At 66.0% G+C, this 17,419-nt stretch carries 21 protein-coding genes and 1 pseudogene; 3 read left to right on the top strand and 19 right to left on the bottom strand.

From position 1 onward, the window contains the following. Positions 1-182: 182 nt before the first annotated feature. Positions 183-725: a helix-turn-helix transcriptional regulator gene (locus AB0J09_RS17145; RefSeq protein WP_360691148.1), complete on the bottom strand. Its 543-nt coding sequence runs from the start codon at positions 723-725 to the stop codon at positions 183-185. 842 nt (positions 726-1,567) lie between these two features. Between AB0J09_RS17145 and AB0J09_RS17140 the strand changes: the two genes are divergently transcribed. Continuing rightward, on the top strand, positions 1,568-2,677 hold the full coding sequence (locus AB0J09_RS17140) for a Shedu anti-phage system protein SduA domain-containing protein (protein ID WP_360691145.1): 1,110 nt from the start codon (positions 1,568-1,570) through the stop codon (positions 2,675-2,677). Between the two features lie 78 nt (positions 2,678-2,755). On the opposite strand, the gene AB0J09_RS17135 is transcribed toward AB0J09_RS17140, so the two are convergent. The 3 genes from AB0J09_RS17135 to AB0J09_RS17125 form a co-directional block, all read right to left on the bottom strand. Beyond that, positions 2,756-4,675, bottom strand: a complete 1,920-nt coding sequence (locus tag AB0J09_RS17135; RefSeq protein WP_360691142.1) for a DNA cytosine methyltransferase — start codon at positions 4,673-4,675, stop codon at positions 2,756-2,758. Beyond that, complete coding sequence (locus AB0J09_RS17130; RefSeq protein WP_360691139.1) at positions 4,669-4,905, bottom strand: hypothetical protein; 237 nt, start codon at positions 4,903-4,905, stop codon at positions 4,669-4,671. Before AB0J09_RS17130 ends, AB0J09_RS17135 begins: the two co-directional genes overlap by 7 nt. Positions 4,906-4,979: 74 nt before the next feature. Then, positions 4,980-5,210: a hypothetical protein gene (locus AB0J09_RS17125; protein WP_360691136.1), complete on the bottom strand. Its 231-nt coding sequence runs from the start codon at positions 5,208-5,210 to the stop codon at positions 4,980-4,982. A gap of 188 nt (positions 5,211-5,398) precedes the next feature. Here AB0J09_RS17125 and AB0J09_RS17120 point away from each other — a divergent pair, with 188 nt between their 5' ends. Further along, entirely contained in the window at positions 5,399-6,727 is a 1,329-nt protein-coding gene (locus AB0J09_RS17120; RefSeq protein ID WP_360691133.1) for a PIN domain-containing protein, read from the top strand. 190 nt (positions 6,728-6,917) lie between these two features. Here AB0J09_RS17120 and AB0J09_RS17115 read toward each other — a convergent pair whose 3' ends face one another. The 13 genes from AB0J09_RS17115 to AB0J09_RS17055 form a co-directional block, all read right to left on the bottom strand. Further along, complete coding sequence (locus AB0J09_RS17115) at positions 6,918-7,370, bottom strand: hypothetical protein (protein ID WP_360691130.1); 453 nt, start codon at positions 7,368-7,370, stop codon at positions 6,918-6,920. Beyond that, a complete protein-coding gene (locus AB0J09_RS17110; protein ID WP_360691127.1) occupies positions 7,367-7,564 on the bottom strand; it encodes a hypothetical protein in 198 nt (65 codons plus the stop codon). The genes AB0J09_RS17115 and AB0J09_RS17110 overlap by 4 nt, the downstream gene beginning before the upstream one ends. Beyond that, a complete protein-coding gene (locus AB0J09_RS17105) occupies positions 7,551-7,778 on the bottom strand; it encodes a hypothetical protein (protein ID WP_360691124.1) in 228 nt (75 codons plus the stop codon). The genes AB0J09_RS17110 and AB0J09_RS17105 overlap by 14 nt, the downstream gene beginning before the upstream one ends. After that, positions 7,775-8,530 (bottom strand): protein phosphatase 2C domain-containing protein, encoded by a 756-nt coding sequence (locus AB0J09_RS17100; RefSeq protein WP_360691121.1) that lies wholly within the window; start codon positions 8,528-8,530, stop codon positions 7,775-7,777. Before AB0J09_RS17100 ends, AB0J09_RS17105 begins: the two co-directional genes overlap by 4 nt. 230 nt (positions 8,531-8,760) lie before the next feature. Then, positions 8,761-9,390 (bottom strand): hypothetical protein, encoded by a 630-nt coding sequence (locus AB0J09_RS17095; RefSeq protein ID WP_360691118.1) that lies wholly within the window; start codon positions 9,388-9,390, stop codon positions 8,761-8,763. 151 nt (positions 9,391-9,541) lie between these two features. Further along, a complete protein-coding gene (locus AB0J09_RS17090) occupies positions 9,542-10,054 on the bottom strand; it encodes a hypothetical protein (protein ID WP_360691115.1) in 513 nt (170 codons plus the stop codon). Then, a complete protein-coding gene (locus AB0J09_RS17085; RefSeq protein WP_360691112.1) occupies positions 10,054-10,401 on the bottom strand; it encodes a hypothetical protein in 348 nt (115 codons plus the stop codon). The genes AB0J09_RS17090 and AB0J09_RS17085 overlap by 1 nt, the downstream gene beginning before the upstream one ends. Positions 10,402-10,484: 83 nt before the next feature. Then, complete coding sequence (locus AB0J09_RS17080) at positions 10,485-10,742, bottom strand: hypothetical protein (RefSeq protein WP_360691109.1); 258 nt, start codon at positions 10,740-10,742, stop codon at positions 10,485-10,487. Further along, on the bottom strand, positions 10,739-11,332 hold the full coding sequence (locus tag AB0J09_RS17075) for a hypothetical protein (RefSeq protein WP_360691106.1): 594 nt from the start codon (positions 11,330-11,332) through the stop codon (positions 10,739-10,741). The genes AB0J09_RS17080 and AB0J09_RS17075 overlap by 4 nt, the downstream gene beginning before the upstream one ends. A 74-nt stretch (positions 11,333-11,406) precedes the next feature. Next, the gene (locus tag AB0J09_RS17070) at positions 11,407-11,556 is read right to left on the bottom strand and encodes a hypothetical protein (protein WP_360691103.1); all 150 of its coding nucleotides are present in this window, start codon (positions 11,554-11,556) and stop codon (positions 11,407-11,409) included. 12 nt (positions 11,557-11,568) lie between these two features. Then, a complete protein-coding gene (locus AB0J09_RS17065; protein WP_360691100.1) occupies positions 11,569-12,186 on the bottom strand; it encodes a hypothetical protein in 618 nt (205 codons plus the stop codon). A gap of 271 nt (positions 12,187-12,457) precedes the next feature. Continuing rightward, positions 12,458-12,787, bottom strand: coding sequence for a hypothetical protein (locus AB0J09_RS17060; RefSeq protein ID WP_360691098.1), 330 nt, complete (start codon positions 12,785-12,787; stop codon positions 12,458-12,460). Then, on the bottom strand, positions 12,784-13,860 hold the full coding sequence (locus AB0J09_RS17055; RefSeq protein ID WP_360691095.1) for a hypothetical protein: 1,077 nt from the start codon (positions 13,858-13,860) through the stop codon (positions 12,784-12,786). The genes AB0J09_RS17060 and AB0J09_RS17055 overlap by 4 nt, the downstream gene beginning before the upstream one ends. 646 nt (positions 13,861-14,506) lie before the next feature. Between AB0J09_RS17055 and AB0J09_RS17050 the strand changes: the two genes are divergently transcribed. Then, positions 14,507-15,709 (top strand): tyrosine-type recombinase/integrase, encoded by a 1,203-nt coding sequence (locus AB0J09_RS17050; RefSeq protein WP_360691092.1) that lies wholly within the window; start codon positions 14,507-14,509, stop codon positions 15,707-15,709. A 110-nt stretch (positions 15,710-15,819) separates the two neighbouring features. Here AB0J09_RS17050 and AB0J09_RS17045 read toward each other — a convergent pair whose 3' ends face one another. Together AB0J09_RS17045 and AB0J09_RS17040 are read right to left on the bottom strand one after the other, a co-directional pair. After that, entirely contained in the window at positions 15,820-17,028 is a 1,209-nt protein-coding gene (locus tag AB0J09_RS17045; protein WP_360691089.1) for an acyl-CoA dehydrogenase family protein, read from the bottom strand. 97 nt (positions 17,029-17,125) lie between these two features. Further along, a pseudogene (locus tag AB0J09_RS17040) lies at positions 17,126-17,419 on the bottom strand (hypothetical protein); the annotation flags it as partial.

Below are 17,419 nucleotides of genomic sequence, written 5' to 3'. Positions count from 1 at the left end.
CTCCTCGATGAGCGCGCGGGCCCGCTTATACGTCTCGTCGATGGAGATGCCGTAGTTCTGCGCCAGGATGAGGACCACCAGGTCAAGGACTCACGGATAGTTGGCACGCGAGCGATCTTGGACCGCGTATTCGCACTAAGCAGATACCCTCCTCGCTTCCTGCGCGTTCGTCACGGCCGGGGTCAGAACCAGCTGCTCTTAATCCCTTGTCGATCTTTTTCGAGTCTACGCAGCCGCTCCCGTGCTTCCCCGAGCCGCATGTCTATCTCCATCAGGTGCCTCGTTCGCATAGCAACTTCCGCATCCGCACGATCAGCATGCATTCTGGCGGACTCGACTGCCGCTTGCGCAGCACGGAACGCCTCCTCTAGGTGCTCCAACTCGGTCCGCACAGCAGCTTGCTGAGCACGGGCGGCCTCTAGAGTCTGAACAGCGTCATCCCTTAGGGCCTCCAAGGTGCCGATATCCGCCTGGGCGAGAACGGCAAGATCTGGGAGCAGGTCTTGCAAGTCCACAACAAGGACCCGGGCCAACACCAAGGCTTCGTGCAGTCGGACCGGCCGCGCGCCGGCCTCTATTCGGGCGATAGCACTCTGGTGCAGAGTTACGCCCAGCTCGGCCACCTTGTCCGCAAGGTCTTGCTGGGTCCAGTTCCGCCGCTGCCTCCGATCACGGAGAGCAGCGCCGAACGCCTTCTCCATCTCAAGACCATCAGCTTCCACCATGCTGCCTCCTAGGTTCGACAAGGCATTATGCGCTTACGCATGAGAAGGACGCAAGACGAGCATGCCGAAACAGCTTGCGGGCCAACAAGCGCCTCAGTAGGGTGCGGATCGGAACAGCCGACAGACGCTCCGCGCCTCGGCTTCAACGCAGTCGTTGAGGGCTCGGCAGAGAACAATGAGGGAGTTGCCCCCTCCCTCCGCTCTGCCGAGCCGGATTCCACCAGAGAGGTCCAGCAACGAAACCAACTAGGAGAATCAAGTGCAGCGTATCCATTTACCAGCGCATCGCGAGACGGGAATCGATGGCCAGGTGAGGACTGCCTGACAGTGCGACTCTTCAGCCGTCCGAAACCCGTAGAGAAAACTGCCTCTGATCAGCCTCCTCGGCTTCAGCAGCGTTGGGTGATCATCTTGAGCGTCGCGACAACCGCAGGCGTTCTACTATCGATCAGCGCAAGTATCGCAGTAGGCGCTCCTGCAGGCCTGGCCATAATCGGCCTTCTGCACACCGTCATGGACTAACAGACACGGTCTCAGCTGCGGGGTCGCAACAGGCGGCGATGAAGACGCCCCCATGCCCTCCTCCTGGACACGGTTCCCGGAGGAGGGAGTGACGATGGCGCCGAGCCGGCCACCGTGGATGTGCTCGCGAATCCGGTCAGTGCTGGGCGGCGCCGGGTACAGCGGCGCGTACATCAGCAGGAAGCCGCTGCGGTGTCGCACAGGGTCGGCTGCCGGACCTTCCTGCAACGACGGACCAGACCGGTGTCATACCGGCGGCGTAGCTCCGCGAGCGTCAGCGGGTACTTCACCGCCAACCACTTCCGGAGGAGGATGCTGACGTGGATCGCTTGAGTTCTTGGGATCAATCGCGTACCTGGCGCGTCCCACTGATCACCTTCATTGGAGATCACGAGAGTGTTGATGACTCGATACGGCGTATCGAAGACGCTTTGGAGGAGGATAGCGACAAGATTTTCCTCGATGTGCTTGTGACGGCTAAAGAGCTCGTGTTCGATGTGGAGGCCGATGGGGTAATTACGCTCACGCCAGTGAGCTGGCTGCTGGACTTCAACACCCGACAGCAAGTACTAATGGCGGTCTATACTCAAGAATGCGACGAGAATTGGGCTAAGGCCAGAATCATGAGTGCCATGCTTTTCGATGTCCCCGTCATTCCCAACAGGCCAGAAGTCTCTGATCTATTAGAAGTTTTAGTCGGGGAGGTGTTGGAGACCGGCTTCACTGTTTCCGACAACGATGGATCTTCTATGCGTTTAACGCCTCGTTCACCAGCTCGCTTCGATATGGGGAATGACCAGCCCCGCATACGAGCGCTTGTGCAACCTGCCGAGGTCGCACACCTCGTGAACGCATTAGATCGGGAGCGTCGTCAGAACGAGCGCGCGAAAAGCGTCTTAGCCTCGCTGGATCAAGCAATCCTTGACTTGCAGCGCCTCCTGACGGCGTCCAGGCGCAACGAGCATGACCTGCAGCGCTGCTTAAGTCGATACCCGATCTTCTTTGGCCCGAGCTATCGCCGAATAATTCCCAAACATCGGCTCGGCTCTGAGTATGAGCTTGACTATGCGCTTGAACTACTCGACGGCTCCATAGACGTCGTCGAAATAGAGGCTAGCACTCACCGCTTGTATGGCCTCAAAGGGGATCCAACTTCTGCCCTAGTACACGCGGAGCAGCAAGTGCTCGACTGGCTCGCCTGGCTTGACGAGCACTCACCATACGCTCGCGCCAATCTGCCAGGCGTTCGACGAGCAACTGGCATTGTAGTAATTGGTCGACGGACCACGCTTTCGGAGCGTGATATTCAGCGGCTTGCATGGCGAAATGAAACGTTCGGCGGACGCCTGGTCGTCTTAACGTTTGACGATCTGCTGGAACGCGCCCAGACTCTACGCCGATTTCTTCGGGAAGAAGTCAACGTGGAGTAGCGACTGAGTCGTTATGGAGTGGATCCCCGCCGCACGAACGGCGTGGCGGGGACCAATTGCTTAGCCGCTATTAGCGGCTCAGGCTGCGAGGCCGTAGTCGAACCGATCCAGTTCGATGCCGAGAATCGCCTCGATGATGGCGCACGTCAGGATCTCCGCCATGGGCGGCGGGACGGCGTTGCCGATGAGCTTGACCTTGTCGCGCGCCGTGTCGGCGACGAACTCGTAGTTGTCGGGGAACGACTGCGCCCGCCGGAGTTCGGGAATCCGGAGCATCCGGAACAGGATGGACGACACGTCGATCTGGCCATCCGAGGTGAGGAGCGCCCACCGGTCGCGGGTCGGCAGCGTCCCGACCGGCTCGTGTACGCCCTGTGTGCGGCCGTTGCCGTAATACGCCATGAGCAGCGTCTCGGGCATGGGCAGGCCGGGCGGGGCGGTGACCAGCGACTGGTGCCCGGTCGTGGTGACCGTGCGCATGTGCTCGCTGGTCGGCGTGACGTGCTCGCGCCCGGCCCCCTTGCTGCCGTTGTTGCGCATCAGGAGCGAGGGAGGCGGCGTCCAGCCGGGATGGACGCCGAGCCCGTGATGGTAGCCGCCGGCCGTGACCGCGTGCGCGGGGTCCTCGAACGCGGGCCTCGACTTGAGCTCGTCACCACCGCCACGGAACGGGAACACCAGCGGCAGCATTCCGTCCCGGGACTCCGGGTCGGTGGCCAGCCCGTGGTTGGAGCCGTCCGAGACGAGCGTCGCCAGCGGGTCCGTGGTCGGGTCGGTGTTGCGCGGCCGACCTGACCGCATCAGCGACAGGAACGCCGGGAACGCCCCGGGCGGGGCGTCGGGGTCGATCGCGATGCCGTCTTCCAGCCGGGTCGTGCTGGTCCGCTTCGGCAGGCTGGTCGGCCGGGCCTTCTTGCCGTCGCGGCCTTCGCACGGCACGACGAGCGCGTTCGCTTCGCGCGTGGTGAGCGCGGGGATCGGCTCGTCGATCCCCCGGGGCCCGTCGTTCCAGGTGCCGCCCGCGGGCGTGATGAAGGGCTTGATCCAGTGCTCCTCGACCCCGGCGCGGATGCGAGAGATGGTCTTCGGCGCCAGGCCCTCGGGCTTCTTCTTCGTCTTCTTCCTGCTGCCGATCGGGGTGCCGAGGTCGGTCCAGTCGATCGTGTACGCGGCCGGGAGGACGGGCGGTTCGATGATCTGCCCCTGGCACGCCACTTCGGGGCACACCCACACGTACTGGCCGTTCTTGATGCCGTAGACGCCCATGTCCACGCCGCGCTTCTTCCACGCCCGGACGGCCTGCACCCATTCGCCGTGGCGGGGGCAGTAGGCGTACGGGTCGAACCACTTGCGGTAGTCCGGCGTGCGGCCCACGGACTCGTGGATGCCGGACACGAGCAGCCTGTCGCGTGACTGCGGCGTGGGCAGCGTGGTGCGTCCCTGCACGTGGGCGGCGTTGACGGCGTGGATTTGGATGATGTAGCCGAGCTTCCGCAGTTCTCGGATCCACCGGTCCCAGTGCGCCCAGAGGCGGGCTTGGACGACGTTCTCGACGCCGAAGCCGAGCACCGGCTTGCCGTGTTTCTCCTGGCAGTGGCGCAGGTAAGTGACGACCTCCTCCATCAGCGCCCTGGACCGGATGCGGGTCTTCTGGTGCTCGGTCAGGTTGTCCAGGTCGTCGGCCCACAGGGCCATCTGGTTTTCCTTGTCGAAGTACCGCGTCTCCCCTGATGCCGTGCTGAAGGCGGGGCAAGCCGGCGAAGCCCAGAAAAAGCTTGCGTACGGGAACTTCTCGATCGCGTCGGCCGCCTGGACGTCGCCGAGCCAGAAGTCCACGTCGGGGTGGTTCGCAACGTACGTCCACTTCGCGGTTTTGGCGTGGTTGGAGGCGAACTTGAGCTTCGTGCCGGGGACGGCGGCGATCCCGGTTCCGGAGCCGCCACCGCCCGCGAACATCTCGGTGACGTCGATGTCGTCGGGGAACAACCGGTTCAGCACCCGGACTCCCTGCGGGACGACTCCTCGGCGGCGGCCCGCGCGGCGCGGTCCTGCCTGACCGCCTTGGCCAGCTCGCCCTCCTCGTGGAACGGGATCCGGATCATGTCATCGACCTCCCGGTGGAAGAGGAGGTGGCCGGAGGCCGTGACAACCACCGCGTAGCGGCCGGGGGACGTCCAGAACGCGGACACGGCACGCACGTGTCGATACGCGCGGATGAGCGCCTTCACGGAGTGATTTTGGGCAGGGGGTACTGCAGAGTGGCGATTCATCTGTGGTGTTGCCTTTCGCGAATAGCGAGGGGTTAGAACGAGAGCGAGAGCTGGGCGGGCCCGTTGAGCCCGGCCAGCCATGCCTTCTCGAAGGAGCGATAGGTCTTGTCGTTCGCCAGCGCGGGCGCGGCGGTCAGGATGTGCTCGACGCACGGGTAGTAGAGCTTCCGGGTGCGCAGCCACACCCGGTGCTGACGGCCGTCCGTCTCGACCTCGCGGCCAAAGGGCCTAAGACGGGCGCCGGCTTGCCCAGCCCTTCCCAAGCCCACGTGATCCTGTCGGCCTCGCTGGCTTATGCCTTATCGAAGGCATCGCCGATCTGTCCGATCGGGGACACTGACAGCCCGTCGTCGCAGGTCCTTTGTCGCTGCCTCGCAGACTGACCTCACGCCATCGGGGCGCGGAGATCTATTCTGAAGACGTCGCGGCGTTGGAGGGCCACAATGGCTGGGTGATTGTCCTTCTCGATGCCAATGTCCTCATAGCGGATCCGTTCTGTTCTGGAATCGCTTGGAAGGTCCTAGCCTTAGGCGCACCTCGCTGGAAAGTGAAGGTGAAGGCGCCCAAGGCTGCGCTGCTGGAGGCTGTTGCCAGCTACCAGAGGGAGATCGGTTATGCGCTGGAGGGCTTGGACAAATGGCAGGCCAAATACGGTCGGCTCCAGCTGAAAGAGCACCATGCCTCAGCGGCTATCGGATGCAAGCAGGCCAGTGAGGAGTACGCATCGCGCCTGAGTGCGATCCTAAGCAACCTCCAAGTCGAGGTCGTGGACATCCCCGAGGTCCCGCTGACGGATCTAGTCAATCGCGCAACACGTCGGCAACGTCCCTGCGACCAGAAGGGAGACGGCTTCCGCGACACCCTCAACTGGCTGACCGTCATGAAGATGGCAGCGGACAACCCAGGCGAAAAGATCGCCTGGGTGTCGAACGACACTGGCGACTTCGCCGATGAGTCCGGGCAGACTCTGCATCCCGCACTCGTCGAGGAACTCACCGCAGCCGGGCTAGCCAACCAGGTCATCTTCGTCCACCAGTTCAAGGAGCTGGCACTGACACTCGCAAAGACCTCAGAGGAGCGCCTGGCCGAAGTCCGCAAGCAACTCCAAGACGAAACGCTGCGTGATTTCATCCGCGATGTTCTGCAAACGCAGGTGGGCAAGGTGGTCGAGCGGCACCGGCTCGGACTAGCCGTTGGCCACAAGTCCGCCCGGATCAGTGCGATCTCTCGTGCTCCCGACAGCGCGATCAGTATCGAGGTGAAAGGCGAGATGGACGGAGGTGCGATCATCGAGTTTGTGGCACACACGAACATGAAGCTGCGAGCCATTGTCCCTCAGTCCGCCGTCAGACCCGACGATGTGGTGATGTCAACGATGAAGGGCGACGCCATGGTCCGTAAGGCTCGGAGCGTTGAAGTGACTGGGCTGATCACTGTTGACGCCTACCAGCGGCCGACAACCGCTGAGATCACCAGGGTCACCACTAGCTATCCCGTTGAAGAACGTCTCCGGGGCGTGCTCAAGTCGGATACCCGTGTGGTCGAACTATTCAACATCGAAGCGCCCCCAGTCTCGCAGTCGGAGGAAGAAGCCCTTCCGCAACTAGTAGGCAGCCTGGAAGGCTCAGCGGCGGTGGATCTGTCTGACCAGATCGTAGCCTCCATGCCCGAGGCACAGTTGAGAGCCCTCGTAGCAGCCACCCTGAGGGCAATGATCGACCCGAACGTGTCACCTCCAGACGGATGGGAGCTCGTCATGGGATCAACCCAGAGAGGCTGACCACCGGAGCGCTCGATTTTCAAGATGGTGCCAGTAACCGCCTTGGCCCCCTCAATGCCCTTGAGCTTCGGGCAGCCAGGGACGTGGAAGTCCTTGCCGTGCGGGCCGGAGCCGAGCACGTACGTGTGCTCCCCGTCCGGGTCTCGGTAGATGGCGTGGTTAAGCAGTGTGACCGGTCGGCGGATCGGGTTCACACCGTCACCTCTTCCTCGGCGCGGACGTGTGTGGTGAGCGGGCCGCCCGTGGTGCCGCCGTCGTAGCGGACGATGAGCCGGACCTTCGTCTCGTCGTCGGGGATGATGTCCAGTACCGTCCCGGCCTGGTCGCCGACGATGACCCGCTGGTCGATGCGGAACGCCCCCATCTGCTCCCGGTTGCCCCGCAGGTAGCGGGTCAACTGCTCGCTTCCGATGAGCCCGGACGGGTTCGACCGGCCGGGGTATTGGATGGCGGCCGCCAGCGCCGTGCTCCCCTGGAACGTCACGACGATCTTCCAGTCGTCGCGGGCCAGGGTCAGCTCGGTCGTGCCGTCGGCGGCCGGGCTGCTCGTGATGTCCCAGCCGCACAGGTGCGCCTTCGTGGTGATCACGCTTACGAGATAGCTGGTGTTCGGGTTGACGTTGGGCCGGACTCGTCTGGTCATCGTGTTCCTCTCGGGATGGAGTCGGACACGGCGCGTGCCATGTCGTAGATGTGGTCGGGCAGGTCAGAGGGGGCGCCGCAGTGGCACAGGCCGGTGATGACGACGCCGCCGCGCAGGTCGAGCCACCACCGGTCGGCGGTGGGCGGGAAGTACTGGTCGAGCAGCAGCCCAGCAATGTGGTTACGCAGCCGCATGCCGGGGTGGGCCAGCCCGGCCCACCAGGAGGCGCAGGTGCGGGTATTCCTCGACCTCGCAGATCTCGGTGGCGGTGTCGCCGTCGCCGAGGGTGAGCGCGCCGGACAGGTACGGGTGGTCGAGGCGGTCGCCTTCGTCGGACAGCAGCAGCGCCACCCGGTCGCCCGGGTTGAGGTCGGTGGTGAGCAGCAACCCCGTCACGGTGGACGTCACTTGGCGTCCCCTTCGCCCCGGTCGCGGAGGTCGTCGTTGCCGTGGAGCAGGTCGATGACGGCGACCGTCGTGTTGTCGCGGCCGCGGCCGCGCTTGGCCAGGTCGAGCAGCGACGTCGCGACGTACTCGCCGTATAGGTCGGGAGCGGCGAGACGCGCCAGGTCGTCCAGCATGGCGTTCATGTGGTCAAGCCGTCCGGTGAGCGGCAAGTGCGCGGTCAGGCCGTCTGACGCGAGGATGATGCGGGCGTAGTCGTCGGTGTACGTGAAGGGCAGGCGGTGCGGCCAGCAGTTCGCGCCTTCGTGCTTCTCCTCGACGTTGCACGGCGTCATGCAGGGGTGGCAGGACGGCGTGGTCAGGGGGACGACCTTGCCGTCCAGGCGCACCGCCCATGCGGGTGAGTCACCGACCCAGGCGAGGTCCAGCCCGCCGCTGGTGATCGCGGCGACGACCGCCGTGGTGATGCCTTCCTGGCTGGGCGGGGCTTCCTCGTTGCGCCGCTGCAGGTAGGTGCGTGCAGCGTGCAGGCCCTCGACGGGGCTGCTGGTCGAGCCGGTGACGGCCGCGCTGATCTGCGCGCTGCTGTGCGCGGCCTCGGCGGCGTCGGGGTCGTCGCCCGCGCCGTCGCACACGGCCACGGCCAGCGCCCACGAGCCGTTGAGCACGGCGACGTAGTCGGCTTGGGTGTTGCGGCCGTTCTGGATGCTGTCGTAGTGGACGCGGGCGATGCCGGGCAGGTTCAGGGTGTTCATGGGGTTGGCTCCTTAGCCTTGGTCGGAGGGGGTGTCACCGGTGGCTCATGGTGTTGTCCTCGGAACGCGCGACGGCCCCGCGACGGTGGGTCGCGGGGCTGGTGCCGTTGCTGATTGCGGTGCCGCTATCGGCTTGCTGGTCTGTTCGTTTCCGAGGTACTGCTAGCAGCAGATTAGCACGTACAGCAGACCGGTATAGACATCTGAGCTACCAGTGAGATCACAAATGATCACAATTCGGTAACGACGACCTTGGCCGGCGCGCCCGGCTCATCCGCGTACACGGCAGGCTCCCGACAATCGACGATCACGCCAGGACACCCGACACCCGCACACCACCACAGACCATTCCACTCGGGATGGTCCGGCCCGACGAGCGCACCGCCAGGCAGACACTCGTGGAACCCCGCATACGACGAGATGTTGCCGCACAAGCAGGTGATGTCCTCGTACTCATCCACCGTGACGACACCCGGCCGCGGCCCATCCGTGGTCCGGACCCGGACAGGCTTGACGATGCGCAGCGCCTGATCGCCGCGGTGGTAGGACGGGTGGGCGATGATGCCCTCGTACGTCAGCCGGCGGGCCTCCCTGCACTGCGCCGAGTCGCAGGTCGCAGTTCGGTACGCCCCGTCGCAGTCGTACTCGACCGCGCGCGGCCGGGCACGACACCAATAGCAGGCGGGCATCTCCTCGACCTGGAGCGGCAACAGGGAGACGACGAGCTGCAGGCCCGCGATCCTGGCCGTGCGCCTGGCGTTGACCACCCGGTGGACGTTGTCGGTGGTGACGGGCTCAAACCAGTCATGGCCTGGGAGCTCCATGCGGTAGCGGCGGGTGGCGGTGGCGACGTACTTCACGATTCCTCCTACATTCCGGGGCGGCCTGGGCAGGCCGGTGGTGTGCGTTACTCTGGGATGCACTGGGTCTCCCGTTGTGGCGACGAGGAGTCCGGGGCTTTCTGTGGTGTTGGGATGGCCGGGCCTGTGGCGGGCCCGGCCATCAGCTTTTTCAGCGGTGGCTGAGCATGACGCGCAGGGTCATCGGGTTGACCGGCTCGACCCACACGCCCGAAGGCAGCTGGACCGGCGCGTACTCGATCGCCCCGCCGTACTCGGACATCCCGCCGGGGCCGGCCAGGATCGCCCAGTCGGGCACGGGGCACTCCTCCCAGACGATGACGCGGCCGCTGCCGCAGTCCCAGTCGGCGTCCATGACCTTCGGGGCGTAGCCGGGAGTCGCGCCGAAGCGCTCGCCGATCGCGTCGGCGACCTGCTGGGCGATCTCGTCGGTGATGTCGGCAACGGTGGCGTACATGCTGGTCTCCCTACTGATTCCGGTTGCGCTATCGATAACCATGCGGATGGCCGTGGTCCGCAGCGGGTGCTCCCCGATCGGGGGTCCGCTCATCGCCGCGGCGATGTACCGCTCGCGAGCCGCGCTCCACCAGACGCGGCCGATCGGCTGGCCGTCGCGGTGGACGATGACGCTCAGGCCCTTGGCCTTGAGCTCGATCCTGCCCATCAGCGCTTCTCTCCTGGGGAGACGTACGTCTCGGACCACTCCGCCACCCGGCGGTAGAAAACCGGACGGTCCTCCCCGGTGAGCTTGTCCAACGTGTCGTCATCCTCGCTGTAGGGCGAGGTGCCGTCCTCCCGCTCACGCTCCACCGACAGGACGTAGTACTCCCATTCGGCGTGGTCGGAGACGTTCGCCCGGTGCACGTCGTGCCGGTCGGCGTCGTAGCCCTCCAGGACTGCCACTGCCCAAGCGATCGCCTCCAGCACGTCGGCGGGGGTGCCGCCGGCCTGGTGGCAGTACTCGGCGGTTTCGGTGACGCTGGTCGGGATCTGGTCGGGCGCCAGGCGCATGGCGCGCTCCTTTCGGTTACGGTTCTGCTATCCGATGGAAAGGCGGCCCCGCGGTGGTCGCGGGGCCGATGACGGTTCCGCTATCAGCCCGCGCGGGTGGCGTACATGGCGTCCCACATCGAGCTGCCGCTGATCATCGCCTCGTGGATCGCCTCGTCGGCCATCGCGCGGCCCCACTCTTGCGTCTCCAGGACCTTGATCAGGGCTTCGCGCACGTCGCCGTAGGCGCCGCCGCCCTGGATCGACAGCCGGTTGTTGTTGGCCTGGTCGAGCAGGCGCAGCGTCCCCAGCAGATGCTCAGCGATGGCCCGGGTGCTGGTGTCCAGCGTCGGCGCGCTCACAGCTGGCCGTCCATGTACGCGACGGCCTCGGCGATGCCCTTACCGGTGGTGAGAGCGTGGTCGATGGCCTCCGCCGCCAGAACGATGCTCAGCGACTGGTCGCGCAGCAGCAGGTACAGGCACGTCCAGACCGAGTTGTACGCCGGGGCGTAGGTGCTGCCGTGCTCGACCTTGAGCGCGGCCGCCTTGCGGAGGCCGTCGAGCATGTGGTCCATGAGCGCGATCGGCAGCGCAGGCTCCTCGCGCCGCACAGTCTCGTCGTCCTCGTCCGGTTCGGCGTGCGTGTAGACGACGCCCCGGATGACTTTCTTCTGGTCGGCGCCGGTCAGGTCGTCGAACGTTGCGGTCTCCCACGGGTACGGCGTGGCGCCCGTCGTGCGCTCGTACTCGCTGGACAGCTCGTCGAAGTGGAACCCTGCCGTGTCGAAGACGCTGGCCCGCTCGTGCTCGTACTGGTCCGCGGTCGCGGTCGGCCCGGTCAGCATGCGGGCGATCGTCGCGAGCTGGTGGGTGGTGGTGCCGCCCGCGTTGCGGACTCGTGCGACGGCCCAGAACAGTTCGCCGCGGCTACGCCGGATCTTCGTGTCCATGTCGTTTTCTCCTTGAGAATGCGGAGGCCCCGCGACCGTGGGGGTCGCGGGGCCGGTGTGTCGGTGTGGCGTGGTCAGATCATGCCGAGCAGGGGGGAGCTGTGGCCCTCGGGGCAGACGCAGTCCAGCTCGATGGCGTGCCCGCAGGGGCAGATCACAGCTTCGCCGCCGTCATCCCATGCCCAGCCGTGGGGCAGGTCGGGCGCCTCGTCGGGGTCGAACACTGTGGTCTCCGTTCAGTCCTGGACGGTGATGGCGTACGTCTTCAGCACCTTGCCGGTGGCGGGGTGCGTGACCGTCCAGGTCACGGTGTGCTCGGGGTGGGTTTCCGCCAGCGCGGTGACCTGCCGCATGAAGCGGAACACCGGCGACCCGGCCGGCGGCGTGAGCAGCGTCTTGCCGTCCTTCTGCAGGAACTCGACCAGGTCGCCGCGCTCGGTGTCGTCCGGCAGGGCCGGGGCGACACTGATCTCGTGGTCGTCGTCGCCGGTATCCGATAGCAGTACCGCTATCGGCTTGCCCTCCTCGTCGGTGCGGTCGCACATGTTGCACGCGGCGACGAACGCGGAGGTGATGACGTTCGCTGTGACGGCTGCGGGCAGCTCGTCGTAGGTGACGCCGGTGTCGAGGTCGATGCCGAGTGTGTCGGCTCCCTCGACGGCCCGGTAGTGGGCGACGCGGTAGACGCGGTCGGTAGCCTCCTGGAGGAGGGCGTCCCAGGTGGCATTGACGCGGAATTCGGCGGCGTTCGCGGCTGCGGACCAGGCCAGCGCGTCGAGCTGGTGGGTGGTGGTGGCGCCTGCTCGGCGGGCGTCGAGGAGGGTGTTGTACGGGGCCGGGATTGTGGCGGTCACGGCGTTCCTTCCGGTGTTTCGGCTGGTCAGTGGTGCTTTTGTGTGGTGCTTGGATCTCCAACGTAGCACATATATATAGGTGTATGTACGTCTACGGTACCAGCGATCGTTTCCGCTGATCACAGTATGGTTACCGTCTCAGACGCAATCTAAGCGCTTCATCGCGCGTATCGCGTCTGACGTATCAGACACACTGCGTACGCGTCTCTCCGTCAAGCTGACGCGCGCACAGCGGTACTTCTAGACCGCTCACCGTCCGCCGCGCCCGGCTTTACGTCGTAGATTCGGATTTGTCGTTTTGTCGGGCCGCACGCTCTGCACGAGCCCGCATCCGCGCCAGCGCCAGCGACACCCGCCGCCGCTCCTCCTCCATGTCCACCTCCGGCTCCACCGCGGGCGGCGAGACCTCGACGAGCCGGGCCTGCGCCTCGATCGCCTCCCCCGCCTGCCGGTCGATCGAGGTCCACCGCCACTTGTCCGCCACGCGACGCGGGCGCGCAGCTTCTTGCTCCCGAGCACGCATCGCCCGCGCGGCCACGGGCGACGAGCGCGCAAGCAACTCCCGCGCCCGCTGGGCCTGCTCGGCGTACGACTCGCTCATGCCCCCAACCTCCTCAGCAACTCGGCCTCCTCCTTCAGCCGCTTCGCCTCCATCGCCGCACGGGCCGCACGATAGGCCGCGCTCGGACCGGACGAGGCCGCCCGATCGACTACAGGCGGGGGCGCCAGCGCTTCGGCCCTGCTCATCCGCTGCGGCAGCTCGATCGGTCCGCCGACGCGACGAGCGTTCAGCGCCTCGAACCGTCCTCGCATGGCTTCCTGCTCGGTGCGCAGCTGGGCGGCCGCGGCCCCCAGCCGCTGCGACTTGCCGGGCACGGGCCGGCCGTGCTCGTCCAGCCAGGCAGCGAGCCGGAACCGTACCCAGCCGGGGACGTTGCGGATCTGGTCGCGGCTGGTCCATGTGTAGGTCCAGGCCATCCCGTCCGGCTGGTGGTTCAGAGCGTGCCGGACGTCGTCGGCGCTCCACCCAGCAGCGACGAAGACCCTGGTCAGGTGTCTGATGTACCACGGCGACAGCCGCTCGAGGAGCGGGTTGGTGTCATGGAGCTTCTGGGCTGTCTCGAAGGCTTGTCTGCGTGCGTGTCGCTTGGTCCCCGGCGTGGCGGCGGGCTCCCCCGTCGTCGAAATGCGGTCCTTGCGGCGGCGGGATGATCTTGTCTCGCGCGCGTGCGTAGGACCCTCATGTACTCCCCTTCGGGAAGTACATGAGGGGGGTTCAGTTGTCGTTTTGTCGGTACGCGTGTCGTGTTCGTCCGTCTCCGGAGCAGGAACGCACAGCACCCAGACCGCCGCCCGGTTGCCCAGGCCGTCTTCGTCGAGCCCGCACCGGTTGCCTCTGCGGTACCGGTTCTTCGTGCCCTCTTCCACGACGCCGAGGAAGCCGTGCTCACGCAGCCACCTGATCCAGCGCTTGACGGTGGACAGCGCCAGGTCGAGTTCGTCAGCGATGCGCTGCTCGGTCGGGCGGGTCGTCATCGTGGTCCAGTCGGCCCAGTGGGCCAGCTTGGCCGCCACCTCCGTCAGGTTCCGGTAGGCGTGGCACTTCAGTGCGAGGGCGTTGGGATGCTCCTTGACGGCGCGGAGAAAGTCGCGCTGCGAGGGGGCGCGGCTCATGCCTTCGGGGACGGCCGACAGGATGGCTGCGCGGGATGGGATGAGCGAGGGTTGAGAGGCGTCCTGCTGCGGCGGGGCCCAGCGATTTGGGCACGCCGGGGCGAACGCTTGGCGAGGTGATATCTTCGGCTCCAAGCATCTGGGCACCAACCCGATCGGCTCGCCTGGCTACCAACCTGGAGCCGGTCAGTGGTGCGGTGTCGTTGCTGATGTGGGATAGGCGCTCTCCGCTTTGCGGGGGGCGCCTTTCTTGTTCTAGCCGGGCGGCTCCTGAGGGGCAGTCGTCTCGGACGCGGGCATGGGTGGTACTCCTCCGGCCCGCCCCACTGAGGGGATAGGGCGGTTCGGGCTTTCGCCCGGCTTCCGGCGGTCTCGTGTGATACAAACAGCAGAATTAGACGCGTTTGACGCGTCAGACACACCATAGCGCGACTTGCACGCTTGCACGAGACCGGTGCACGAAGATCACCAAGCGCGTCACACGGACTCCAGCGACGGTGAATCGCCACGGGCCCGCAAGCCCGGTACCAGCCGAAACACCCAGATGGAGTAACTCGACGCGCTCGCCACAACCCTTAGGAGAAGCACGATGGCCCGCGTAAGAGACCTGTGGTTCACGACGGTCAAGGGACCTGACGGCAAGCCCGTGCGCAAGAAGACCGCCAAGCATCCCGACAACGGCGGGAACCCGAACGCGAACCGATGGCAGTCGGTGTGGATCGGACCGGACGGCAGGGAGAAGACTGCGACGCGGCGCGTCAAGGACGACGCAAAGAAGTACGCACGGAAGATGGAGGAGGACCTGGCCCGCGGCGAGTACATCGACCCGGCAGCCGGCAACGCGATATTCGACGGCTATGGACAGCGGTGGCTGGCCTCCCGGGCTGGCATCGACCCGGCCTCCGTCATCCGCTATGAGTCGATGTACCGGCTCCACATTCAGCCGAAGTTCGGCAAGCGCAGGGTGGGGTCGATCAAGCCGTCAGAGGTGCAATCATTCCTTGCCGAACTCTCTGAGCGGTACGAGGCCTCAACCCCGATCACGGCGCTTCTCGTCCTCCAGGGCATCCTCGATCTCGCCGTTGCCGACGAGAAGATCAAGAAGAACCCGGCGAAGGCCGAAATCGTCAAGGCACCAGCGCACGTGTACAAGAAGGTGGTCCCGTGGCCCGATCTGGTGGTCCTCTCGCTCATCGCGGCCCACCCTGCGCATCTGCGTGCCATGCCCGTCCTCGGAGCTGGATGCGGAATGCGGGCGGGTGAGTGGTTCGGCCTTGCGCTCGAGGATGTGGACTTCGACGACATGACCATCCACGTCCGGCGCCAGGTCAAGAAGCTGAACAGCGAGTTCGTGTTCGCGCTGCCGAAGAGAGATAAAGAGCGCACAATCCCCATGTCTCAATGGGTGGCGGAGCATCTTCGTGCTCACATTGACGCTCATACGCCGCAGCCGTACACCTTGCCCTGGGAGAAGACCAGCGGGAAGCCACGTACGCACAACCTGCTGTTCCGGTGGGCAACCGACGACTTACACGTCCGGCATCGCAACTACGACGAGACTGTCTGGAAGCCTGCGCTCGTGGCGGCCGGGGTCATTCCGGAGCCGGTCAAGGACGCGCAAGGCAGGCGTAGGTACCTCACGACTCGGCAGCAGGGTACGCACCAGCTCCGCCACTACTTCGCCAGCGTCACGCTGGCAGGTGGCGTGACTATCAAGGATCTGTCCGAGTACCTGGGGCACGCCGACCCGGCACTTACTCTCCGTGTCTACGCTCACATGCTGCCTTCGTCGCACGACCGAGTACGCGAGGCCATCGACAGGCAGTTTCGGCGGCCTGAATCTTCGTGAGGCAGAACTGAGACAGAACTGGGGTCTGACGCCTGATGATCTGTCGGTTGGGGGAGGCGTGGCGCAACAACTGCTCTGTGGCCGCGCCATCCATCTGACCTGCGGAATTCTTACCTCACCGGCAGTCCGGTGACGGCTCGCCCGATGATGAGGCGCTGAATTTCCGACGTGCCTTCAAAAATGGTGTAGATCTTGGCGTCCCGGTGGAAGCGCTCCACCGGGTGCTCCCTCGTGTATCCAGCGCCGCCCAGGATCTGGATCGCCTGCTCCGTCACCCACACCGCCGTCTCCCCTGCCACCAGCTTCGACATCGACCCTTCCGCCTGCGTGAACTGCCGGCCGTTGCGCGCCATCCAAGCGGCGCGCCACGTCAGCAGGCGGGCCACGTCCACCCGCGTGGCCATCTCGGCGAGGAGGAAGGCGATCGCCTGGTTCTCGCCGATCTTGCGGCCGAACTGCTCGCGCTCGCGGGCGTAGTCCCTGGCGTACTCGAAGGCCGCGCGGGCGATGCCCACGGCCATGGCGGCGACCGACGGGCGGGTGGTCTCGAACGTGCGCATCGCCGCCTGCTCGCCCGCACGCTCCCCATTGCGTACGCGCGCCAGCCGGGCGTCCAGTTTGTCCTTGCCCCCGAGCAGGCAGGAGCCCGGTACGCGCACGCCGTCCAGGATCACCTCGGCCGTGTGGGAGGCGCGGATCCCGTGCTTGCGGAACTTCTGGCCCATGGACAGCCCGGGCGTGCCGGGCGGGATGACGAAGGACGCCTGGCCCCTGGTGCCGAGTGACGGGTCGACTGAGGCCACGACGACGTGGACGTCGGCGATGCCGCCGTTCGTGGCCCAGGTCTTGACGCCGTCCAGGATCCAGTCGCCCCGGTCGTAGACGGCGCGGGTGCGGATGGCGCCGACGTCGGAGCCGGCGTCCGGCTCGGAGGCGCAGAAGGCACCCAGCTTGACGTCGCTCTCCGTGCCGAACATCTGCGGCAGCCACTCCCCCATCTGCTCCGAGGTGCCGTTCGAGGCGAGGGCGGCGGCGGCCAGGCCGGTGCCGACGATGCTCAGGCCGATGCCCGCGTCGCCCCAGAAGATCTCCTCGAACGCCACGGGCAGCGCCAGCCCGCTCTCCTCGAACCACTGGGTGGCGAAGAAGTCCAGAGAGTATAGGCCGATCTTGGCCGCCTCCTGGATGACCGGCCAGGGAGTCTCCTCCCGCTCGTCCCATTCGGCGCCCGCCGGGCGGATCACGTCACGGGCGAACTCATGCACCCAGTCGCGTACCTCGACCACGTCATCGCTGAGCTCCGGGCAGAAGCCGGCCATGTGCGCACTCTCCTCGAACGGGTTACCGTTGGTAACACCTTACCGGCCGGTAGCCATGGGAAGGAATGCCCCACAGCCAACCCGGCCGGAGTTCACGTCAGGCGGCTCGCCTGGGCGACCTCGCGGAAGCCAGTACGGCCAGGGCCGCCAGCCCCATGCCGATCGCGAGGCCGTACATCATCGGGGTGAATCCCCCGAACGCGGCGGCCACCTGCGGTCCGACGCTGCCGCCGACCGCGAGAGCGAAGGAGAACAGCGACAGCGCGGTTCCCCGCGCCTGGCCGGCGCCGGCGGAGATGGCCTCGTTCATGCTGGGCAGGCCGCCGGTGATGGCGGCGACGTAGACGGCGAGCAGGACCACCAGTGCGGCCGCGCCGGTCAGGCCGACGGC

Origin of the sequence: Nonomuraea sp. NPDC049784 (assembly GCF_040659615.1) — a bacterium.
GTDB lineage: Bacteria > Actinomycetota > Actinomycetes > Streptosporangiales > Streptosporangiaceae > Nonomuraea.
The sequence above is the reverse complement of the archived record's forward strand: the minus strand, read 5'-3'. Positions and strand labels throughout refer to the sequence as shown.

Coding starts and splice junctions, on each gene's coding strand:
- AB0J09_RS17145 (WP_360691148.1), bottom strand. CDS start 725: ATGGTGGAAGCTGATGGTCTTGAGATGGAGAAGGCGTTCGGCGCTGCT.
- AB0J09_RS17115 (WP_360691130.1), bottom strand. CDS start 7,370: ATGACCAGACGAGTCCGGCCCAACGTCAACCCGAACACCAGCTATCTC.
- AB0J09_RS17110 (WP_360691127.1), bottom strand. CDS start 7,564: ATGCGGCTGCGTAACCACATTGCTGGGCTGCTGCTCGACCAGTACTTC.
- AB0J09_RS17100 (WP_360691121.1), bottom strand. CDS start 8,530: ATGAACACCCTGAACCTGCCCGGCATCGCCCGCGTCCACTACGACAGC.
- AB0J09_RS17090 (WP_360691115.1), bottom strand. CDS start 10,054: ATGGGCAGGATCGAGCTCAAGGCCAAGGGCCTGAGCGTCATCGTCCAC.
- AB0J09_RS17085 (WP_360691112.1), bottom strand. CDS start 10,401: ATGCGCCTGGCGCCCGACCAGATCCCGACCAGCGTCACCGAAACCGCC.
- AB0J09_RS17075 (WP_360691106.1), bottom strand. CDS start 11,332: ATGGACACGAAGATCCGGCGTAGCCGCGGCGAACTGTTCTGGGCCGTC.
- AB0J09_RS17060 (WP_360691098.1), bottom strand. CDS start 12,787: ATGAGCGAGTCGTACGCCGAGCAGGCCCAGCGGGCGCGGGAGTTGCTT.
- AB0J09_RS17055 (WP_360691095.1), bottom strand. CDS start 13,860: ATGAGCCGCGCCCCCTCGCAGCGCGACTTTCTCCGCGCCGTCAAGGAG.
- AB0J09_RS17045 (WP_360691089.1), bottom strand. CDS start 17,028: ATGGCCGGCTTCTGCCCGGAGCTCAGCGATGACGTGGTCGAGGTACGC.